Annotated in this window: 8 protein-coding genes and 1 pseudogene; all 9 read left to right on the forward strand. The window is 65.6% G+C overall.

Going from position 1 to position 8,307, the window contains the following annotated elements; all coding sequences use genetic code 11:
• On the forward strand, positions 1-401 hold a 401-nt coding region (locus AC1DKD_RS35950), incomplete at its 5' end, for a 3-hydroxyacyl-CoA dehydrogenase family protein (RefSeq protein ID WP_477144347.1).
• A 96-nt stretch (positions 402-497) separates the two neighbouring features.
• A complete protein-coding gene (pncA, locus tag AC1DKD_RS35955) occupies positions 498-1,133 on the forward strand; it encodes a bifunctional nicotinamidase/pyrazinamidase (RefSeq protein WP_477144348.1) in 636 nt (211 codons plus the stop codon).
• Positions 1,134-1,261: 128 nt separating this feature from the next.
• Positions 1,262-2,440 carry an acetyl-CoA C-acyltransferase gene (locus AC1DKD_RS35960; RefSeq protein ID WP_045236328.1) on the forward strand — a complete coding sequence of 393 codons (1,179 nt, stop codon included), beginning with the start codon at positions 1,262-1,264 and terminating at the stop codon, positions 2,438-2,440.
• Between the two features lie 16 nt (positions 2,441-2,456).
• Positions 2,457-2,885, forward strand: a complete 429-nt coding sequence (locus AC1DKD_RS35965; protein ID WP_441628648.1) for a PaaI family thioesterase — start codon at positions 2,457-2,459, stop codon at positions 2,883-2,885.
• Positions 2,886-3,084: 199 nt separating this feature from the next.
• Complete coding sequence (locus tag AC1DKD_RS35970; RefSeq protein ID WP_441628646.1) at positions 3,085-4,935, forward strand: acyl-CoA dehydrogenase; 1,851 nt, start codon at positions 3,085-3,087, stop codon at positions 4,933-4,935.
• Positions 4,936-5,004: 69 nt separating this feature from the next.
• Positions 5,005-5,787: an SDR family oxidoreductase gene (locus AC1DKD_RS35975; protein ID WP_477144349.1), complete on the forward strand. Its 783-nt coding sequence runs from the start codon at positions 5,005-5,007 to the stop codon at positions 5,785-5,787.
• Between the two features lie 89 nt (positions 5,788-5,876).
• Positions 5,877-6,320 carry a PaaI family thioesterase gene (locus AC1DKD_RS35980; protein ID WP_477144350.1) on the forward strand — a complete coding sequence of 148 codons (444 nt, stop codon included), beginning with the start codon at positions 5,877-5,879 and terminating at the stop codon, positions 6,318-6,320.
• 123 nt (positions 6,321-6,443) lie between these two features.
• Entirely contained in the window at positions 6,444-7,799 is a 1,356-nt protein-coding gene (locus AC1DKD_RS35985; protein WP_441628641.1) for a serine hydrolase domain-containing protein, read from the forward strand.
• A gap of 76 nt (positions 7,800-7,875) precedes the next feature.
• Positions 7,876-8,307: pseudogene (locus tag AC1DKD_RS35990) on the forward strand (NADP-dependent oxidoreductase); the annotation flags it as partial.

The raw sequence follows: 8,307 nt of genomic DNA on the forward strand, positions 1-8,307 counted from the left end.
GCGCGGGCTGGTACGACTACAAGGCGGGCGACCGCAAGCCGTACCCGAACCAGCAGGTCAACGACATGATCGTGCAGCACTCGAAGGACCTGGGCATCACCCGCCGCAAGATTTCCGATGAGGAAATCGTCGAGCGCCTGGTGTTCGCGCTGGTCAACGAAGGCGCCAAGATCCTGGAAGAAGGCATTGCCTCCAAGGCCTCGGATATCGACATGGTCTACCTGACCGGCTACGGCTTCCCGCTGTTCCGCGGTGGCCCGATGCTGTACGCGGACCAGGTTGGCCTGTTCAACGTGGCGCAGTCGATGGCGCGCTATGCCAAGGGCTACCACGGCGAAGCCTGGAAGCCGGCAGCGCTGCTGGAGAAGCTGGCTGCCGAGGGCAAGGGCTTCAACGGCTAAGCATAGCCAGCGGCGATTCGATCCTGCGCGGCCAGGCTGGCCGCGCAGGGTTTCCACCACAGATCGCAAACCGGTCACAAAGCGGGGAGTAGCGGCATGGCCAAGCAATACGGCCCGGAAGATTGCCTGCTGGTCATCGACGTGCAGAACGATTTCATGCCCGGCGGCGCGCTTGCCGTGGCGCAGGGCGATGAAGTCGTGCCCGTGATCAACCGCCTCGCGGCGGCGTTTGCGCATGTGGTGCTGACGCAGGACTGGCATCCCGCCGGCCACGTTTCGTTTGCCGCCAACCATGCCGRCACCCAGCCGTTCCAGACCGTGGCGTTGCCCTATGGCCAGCAAGTCCTGTGGCCCACGCACTGCGTGCAGGGCACCCATGGCGCGGCGCTGCATGCGGGGCTGGATGTGCCGCATGCGCAGATGGTGATCCGCAAGGGCCATCATCGCGAGGTGGACAGCTATTCGGCCTTCATGGAGGCCGATCGCGCCACCCCGACCGGGCTTGCGGGCTACTTGCGCGAGCGTGGCGTGCGCAGGGTGTTTTGCGTGGGACTGGCGACGGATTACTGCGTTGCCTGGAGCGCGCTCGATGCCCGCGCGGCGGGGTTCGGGGCCATCGTGGTCGAGGACGCCTGCCGCGCCATCGACCTTGGCGGATCGCTGGCCCGTGCGTGGCAAGACCTGCAAGCCGCGGGCGTGCAGCGCCTGCAGTCCGCCGGCCTGCTGTCCTGAAACGGAAGAATCGCCAAGCCAACCCAAGCTAACCCGGCTGAACCCAGCCAACGACATATTGCATGACACTGCCGGACGTGAATGCACGCCGCAGGTCACCAGATACCAGAGATACCGAGGAGCAAGACATGAAAGAGGCAGTCATCGTTTCCACCGCACGGACCGGCCTGGCCAAGAGCTGGAAGGGCGGTTTCAATATGACCCACGGCGCCACCCTGGGCGGCCATGCGGTCCAGCACGCCATCGCCCGCGCCAAGATCGACGCCGCTGAAGTGGAAGACGTGCTGATGGGCTGTGCCAACCCGGAAGGCGCCACCGGTGCCAACATCGCGCGCCAGATTGCCCTGCGCGCAGGCTGCCCGGTTACCGTGCCCGGCGCCACCGTCAACCGCTTCTGCTCGTCCGGCCTGCAGACCATCGCCATGGCCGCGCAGCGCGTGATCGCCGATGAGGGCGATATCTTCGTGGCCGGCGGTGTGGAAAGCATCTCCTGCGTGCAGCAGGAAATGAACCGCCACATGATCCAGGAAAGCTGGCTGACCAAGAACAAGCCGGAAATCTACTGGAACATGCTGCAGACCGCCGAGAACGTGGCCAAGCGCTACAACATCTCGCGCGAGCGCCAGGACGAGTACGGTGTGCGCAGCCAGCAGCGCGCCTTCGCCGCCCTGGAAGCCGGCAAGTTCAACGACGAAATCGTGCCGATCACGGTGCTCGCGGGCGTGGCCGACAAGGCCACCGGCCAGTTGATGACCAAGGAAGTCACGGTCTCGGCCGACGAAGGCATTCGCGGCGACACCACGCTGGAAGCCGTGTCCAAGATCCGCACCGCCATGCCCGGCGGCGTGGTTTCGGCCGGTAACGCATCGCAATTCTCCGACGGCGCTTCGGCAGTCGTGGTGATGGACGCCAAGGTGGCCGAGGCCAAGGGCCTGCAGCCGCTGGGCGCCTTCCGCGGCTTCGCCGTGGCCGGTTGCGAGCCTGACGAAATGGGCATCGGCCCGGTGTTCGCGGTGCCCAAGCTGCTGAAGAAGGCCGGCCTGACCGTGGCCGACATCGGCCTGTGGGAACTCAACGAAGCCTTTGCCGTGCAGGTGCTGTACTGCGCCGACACGCTGGGCATCCCGATGGATCGCCTCAACGTCAACGGCGGCGCCATCGCGGTGGGCCACCCCTACGGCGTGTCCGGCGCCCGCCTGGTCGGCCATGCGCTGATCGAAGGCAAGCGCCGCGGCGTCAAGTACGTGGTGGTGACCATGTGCATCGGCGGCGGCCAGGGTGCTGCCGGCCTGTTCGAAGTCCTCTGAGCGCCAGGGCGAGCCCGTGAGCGAGCAAGCGGATGCCCTGCTGGCGCATGGCCGGGAGGTGCTGGCCAGCCAGCCCTTCTCGGTGCTGGTCGGCACGGAGCTGGCCGCGCTCTCGCCCGGCCGTGCCGAACTGCGCCTGGCCATCCGGCCGGACCTGCAGCAACAGTACGGCTTCCTGCACGGGGGCGTGGTCAGCTATCTGGCCGACAATGCACTCACCTATGCGGGCGGCGCGGCCATGGCCGCGCCGGTGGTGACTTCGGAGTACAAGATCAACTACCTGCGTCCGGCGATCGGAGATACGCTGATTGCCCGTGCCGAATGCCTCAGCCGGGGCCGCCAGCAGGCGGTGGTACGGTGCGATGTATTCGTGCTCAAGGATGGCGAGGAAAAGCTCTGCGCGGTAGCGCAGGGCACGATCGCCCGCATGGGCGAAGGCAGCTAGAGTACGGCAAGGGAGGGAAGGGCGCGCGAGCGCCTTTTTCTTTCCCCGCGCCATTTACAGAATTAGCAGAATTTGCGGCGCGCCATGCAGCGTGCCGTTGTGGAGACAGCGACGATCCATGCCGCGAGGCCGCCACTGGCGCCAACGCCGGGTCGCGCATCTTTGATTTTCCCTTTCAGTCTGGGAGCCGTTTCCTGCCATGTCGCTGATCCTTTCCCGCCGTGACCTGAACTTCGTGCTGTACGAGTGGCTCAAGGTCGAGGGGCTGACCCGCATTCCGCGCTACGCCGACCATTCCCGCGAGACCTTCGACGCCGCGCTCGATACCTGCGAGAAGATCGCCACCGACCTGTTCGCGCCGCACAACAAGAAGAACGATCAGCAAGAGCCGCATTTCGACGGCGAGACTGTCGCCATCATTCCCGAGGTCAAGACCGCGCTGAAGGCCTTCTGCGAGGCCGGCCTGATGGCCGCCGGGCAGGACTACGACATCGGCGGCATGCAGTTGCCGGTAGTGGTGGAGAAGGCCGGCTTCGCCTATTTCAAGGGTGCCAACGTCGGCACCAGTTCCTATCCCTTCCTGACCATCGGCAATGCCAACCTGTTGCTCGCGCACGGCACGCCGGCGCAGGTGGAGACCTTCGTCAAGCCGGAGATGGAAGGCCGTTTCTTCGGCACCATGTGCCTGTCCGAGCCGCAGGCGGGCTCGTCGCTGTCGGACATCACCACGCGCGCCGACTACGAAGGCGAATCGCCACTCGGCCAGCAGTACCGCCTGCGCGGCAACAAGATGTGGATCTCGGCCGGCGAGCACGAACTGTCCGACAATATCGTGCACCTGGTGCTGGCCAAGATCCCCGGGCCGGACGGCAAGCTGATTCCGGGCGTGAAAGGCATCTCGCTGTTTATCGTGCCGAAGTACCTGGTCAATGCCGACGGCAGCCTGGGCGAGCACAACGACGTGGTGCTGGCCGGCCTGAACCACAAGATGGGCTATCGCGGCACCACCAACTGCCTGCTGAACTTCGGCGAAGGCATGAAGTACAAGCCCGGCGGCAAGGCCGGCGCGATCGGCTACCTGGTGGGCGAAGCGCACAAGGGCCTGGCCTGCATGTTCCATATGATGAACGAGGCCCGTATCGGCGTGGGCCTGGGCGCGGTGATGCTGGGCTATACCGGCTACCTGCACTCGGTGGACTACGCGCGCAACCGCCCGCAAGGCCGCCCGATCGGCCCCGGTGGCAAGGATCCGGCCAGCCCGCAGGTGCGGCTGGTCGAGCACGCGGATATCCGCCGCATGCTGCTGGCGCAAAAGAGCTATGTGGAAGGCGGGCTGGCGCTCAATCTGTATTGCGCGCAACTGGTGGACCAGGAGCGCGCCGCCGAGGGTGCGGAGCATGAACGCCTGGCGCTGTTGCTGGATATCCTGACGCCCATCGCCAAGAGCTGGCCGTCGCAGTGGTGCCTGGAGGCCAACAGCCTGGCCATCCAGGTGCATGGCGGCTACGGCTACACCCGCGAATACAACGTCGAGCAGTTCTATCGCGACAACCGCCTGAATCCCATCCACGAAGGCACGCACGGCATCCAGGGCTTGGACCTGCTGGGCCGCAAGGTGGTGATGAAGGACGGTGCCGCGTTTGCGGCGCTGGGCGAAGAAATCCAGTCCACCATCGGCCGCGCCCTGGCCAGCGGCGATGCCGCGCTGGGCAGCCATGCGAAGGCGCTGGGCGCCGCCGTCAAGCGCGTGGCGGAAGTCACGCAGGCGCTGTGGGCGGCGGGCGACGCCAAGGTGACGCTGGCCAATGCCTCGGTCTACCTGGAAGCGTTCGGCCATGTGGTGCTGTCGTGGACGTGGCTGGAGCAGGAACTGGTGGCGCAGGCCGCGCTGGCGGGCGCCAGGAGCCAGGAGGACCAGGACTTCTACCGCGGCAAGCTGGCGGCTGCGGAATACTTCTTCCGCTGGGAACTGCCCAAGGTGGGCCCGCAGCTTGACCTGCTGGCCTCGCTCGACCGCACCACGCTGGACATGCAGGACGCCTGGTTCTGAGCGGCAGCCGCACTAGATGAACGAGCGCGCGCACCGATTTGCGCGCGCCACACCAAATCGGGAGACACCATGAATACCATCCAGCAATTGTTCGACCTGAAGGGCAAGACGGCGCTGATCACCGGCGGCTCGCGCGGGCTTGGCCTGCAGATCGCCGAAGCGCTTGGCGAGCAGGGCGCGCGCATCGTGCTGTCGGCACGCAAGGCCGACGAGTTGCAATCGGCGCAGGCTCACCTGAAGACGCTCGGCATCGAKGCCGAMTGGATCGCCGCCGACGGCGCCCGCGACGCGGATATCGCGCGCCTGGCCGACGAAGCACTGGCCAAGCTGGGCCATGTCGATATCCTCGTCAATAACGCTGGCGCCACCTGGGGTGCGCCCGCCGAGGATCATCCGGTGGAAGCGTGGGACAAGGTGATGAACCTGAATATCCGCGGCGTGTTCCTGCTGTCGCAGCGCATCGGCAAGCTGTCGATGATTCCGCGCCGCTATGGCCGCATCATCAACGTGGCTTCCATCGCCGGGCTGGCGGGCAACCCGCCGGGATCGATGGAAACGATCGCCTACAACACCTCCAAGGGTGCGGTGGTGAACTTCACCCGCACGCTGGCGGCGGAATGGGGCGAGCACAACATCACGGTGAACGCGCTGGCGCCAGGCTTCTTCCCGTCCAAGATGACCCAGGGTTCGCTGGACCGCCTGGGCGTGGAAGCCATGTGCGCGTCGGTGCCGCTGCACAGGCTGGGCGACGACGAAGACCTGAAGGGCGCGGCGCTGCTGTTCGCCAGCGCCGCCGGCAAGCACATCACCGGCCAGGTGCTGGCGGTGGACGGCGGCGTGAGCGCGGTTTAAGTCCATGCTCTAATGCGGTTGGCATATGGCTTGCGTGGCTCAACCCGAGCCTGCCGGCCAACCGTACTGTCCTCGCCTCTTTAGCAAACATGACTCAAACCAACGGTTTCCCCCTCAAGATTCCCTTTCTTGCCGATCTCGGCGTGCAATGCACGCGCATGGACAAGGAAGGCAGCGAGATCGAACTGGCGCTGGAAACGCGCCACCAGAATAGCTGGGACATGGCGCACGGCGGCGTGCTGATGACGCTGCTCGACGTGGCCATGGCGATTKCCGGCCGCGCAGCCGATCCCGACGGGCGCGGCGTGGTCACCATCGAGATGAAGACTACCTTCATGGCGCCCGGGCGCGGCAAGCTCATCGCACGCGGCCAGTGCGTGCACCGTACCAGCACCATGGCCTTCTGCGAAGCCGAGATTCTCGACGCCGATGGCAAGACCGTATCGCGCGGCTCCGGCACGTTCAAGTTTGTCAGGCGTGTGCCGCCGCAACGCGCGGCGGGCGGCGCCTCGGATACCGGCGCCGACGGCTGATACGGCACATGTCCGGCAGCGGCGCGCCGCATGCCGGGCCCGCCGGCGCAGGGAGCAGCACACCAAGAACCAGACCGGAAACAACCGGCACGCGGCACCGATAAAACTAATAATGGAGACCAGATGCTGTTTGAACGGATTGCCGCCACGCGGCTATTGAAACTGACCGTGCTCGCCGCCTGCGGCGCAGGAGCCCTTGCCATGTACCAGCCGGGCCATGCCCAGAATGCGCCAGCTCCTGCGCCCGCCGCGCCGAGCTTTCCGGATGCCGCCGCTACCGATCCCGTGACCGCGGGCTGGATGCAGGGCTTTCCCCCGGCAGCCGCCAAGATCATCAGCTTTACGCCCGCCAGCAACGGCTTTCCGCGCTCCCGCTGGAGCTTTTCGCATATCCGCGAACTGGTCCCGACCGCGTCGGTCTGGCACGGGCGGGGCCCGGCCGCGGCATTCCCGCGCGCCGAGCACGATATCGGCGGCGTGGCCTTTACCGATGCCGACGGCACGAGTCGCACCTTCAGCGACATGCTGGGCCTGACCTATACCGATGGCATCCTGGTGATGCACAAGGGCCGCGTGGTCTACGAGAAGTACTTCGGCGCGCTTGACGACCATACGCCGCACATCGCCATGTCGGTTACCAAATCCTTCGTCGGTACGCTGGCCGCCATGCTGGTGGCGGACGGCAAGCTCGATCCCGCCGCGCCGGTCACGCGCTACCTGCCGGAGATGGCCGGCACAGCATACGGCGATGCCACCGTGCGCGAAGTCATGGACATGACGGTAGGCGTGAAGTATTCGGAAAACTACGCCGATCCCAAGGCCGAAATCTGGGACTACAGCCGTGCCGGCGGCATGATGCCGCGCGAGCCTGGCTATGCCGGGCCCAAGACCTTCTATGAATTCCTCGCCACGCTGAAGAAGGAGGGCGAGCACGACCAGGCCTTCGCCTACAAGACCGTCAATGCCGAAGTCCTCGCCTGGATCGTCAAGCGGGTGTCGGGGCAGTCGCTGGCCAAGCTGCTGTCCGAACGCGTATGGCAGAAGATGGGCGCGGAGAACGATGCCTATTTCATGGTGGACAGCATCGGCAGCGAGTCCGGCGGCGGCGGCCTGAATACCACGCTGCGCGACCTGGCCCGCTTCGGCGAGACCATGCGCAACGGCGGCCGCTATAACGGCCAGCAGGTCATCCCGGCCGAAGTGGTGGCGGACATCCGCCGCGGCGGCGACCGCGCCAAGTTCGCCAAGGCCGGCTACGCCACCTTGCCGGGCTGGAGCTATCGCTCGATGTGGTGGGTCTCGAACGACGACCACGGCGTGTTCGAGGCGCGCGGCATCCACGGCCAACGTATCTATATCGATCCAAAGGCGGAACTGACCATCGTGCGCTACGCATCGCACCCCATCGCTGCCAATGGCGCCAACGACCCCGTCACGCATCGCGCATACCGGGCACTTGCGCTGTCATTGATGAAGTAATCGGCCCGCCATTGACAACGAACAACGCATGACAAAGGACGAGTGTCCTTGTCCATTTCACTGTAAGGAAACCATCATGTCGAAGACCTTCAAGCGCATCGTCCTGGCCTCGCGTCCCACCGGCGCCGTGACTCCGGACAACTTCCGCCTGGAAGAGGTGCCTGTGCCCGAACTGGGTGACGGCGAGGTGCTGGTCCGCAACCATTTCCTGTCGCTCGACCCCTATATGCGCGGCCGCATGAACGAAGGCAAGTCCTACGCCACGCCGCAGCCGCTGGGCGAAGTCATGATCGGCGGCACGGTCGGCGAGATCGTGGCGACGAAGAACCCCAAGTACGCCGTCGGCGACAAGGTGGTCGGCATGTTCGGCTGGCAGGAGATGGGTGTCACCAACGGCATCGGCATCCAGAAGGTCGATACCACCCATATCCCGCTGTCGGCGTACCTTGGCTCGGTTGGCATGCCCGGCGTCACCGCCTGGTATGGCCTGAACAAGATCATCCAGCCG

It is taken from the genome of Cupriavidus sp. 05T313 (genome assembly GCF_056396665.1).

What these genes read in the sequence shown, in the direction of transcription:
- AC1DKD_RS35960 (WP_045236328.1), top strand. Translation starts at nt 1,262, where the DNA reads ATGAAAGAGGCAGTCATCGTTTCCACCGCACGGACCGGCCTGGCCAAG.
- AC1DKD_RS35985 (WP_441628641.1), top strand. Translation starts at nt 6,444, where the DNA reads ATGCTGTTTGAACGGATTGCCGCCACGCGGCTATTGAAACTGACCGTG.
- AC1DKD_RS35970 (WP_441628646.1), top strand. Translation starts at nt 3,085, where the DNA reads ATGTCGCTGATCCTTTCCCGCCGTGACCTGAACTTCGTGCTGTACGAG.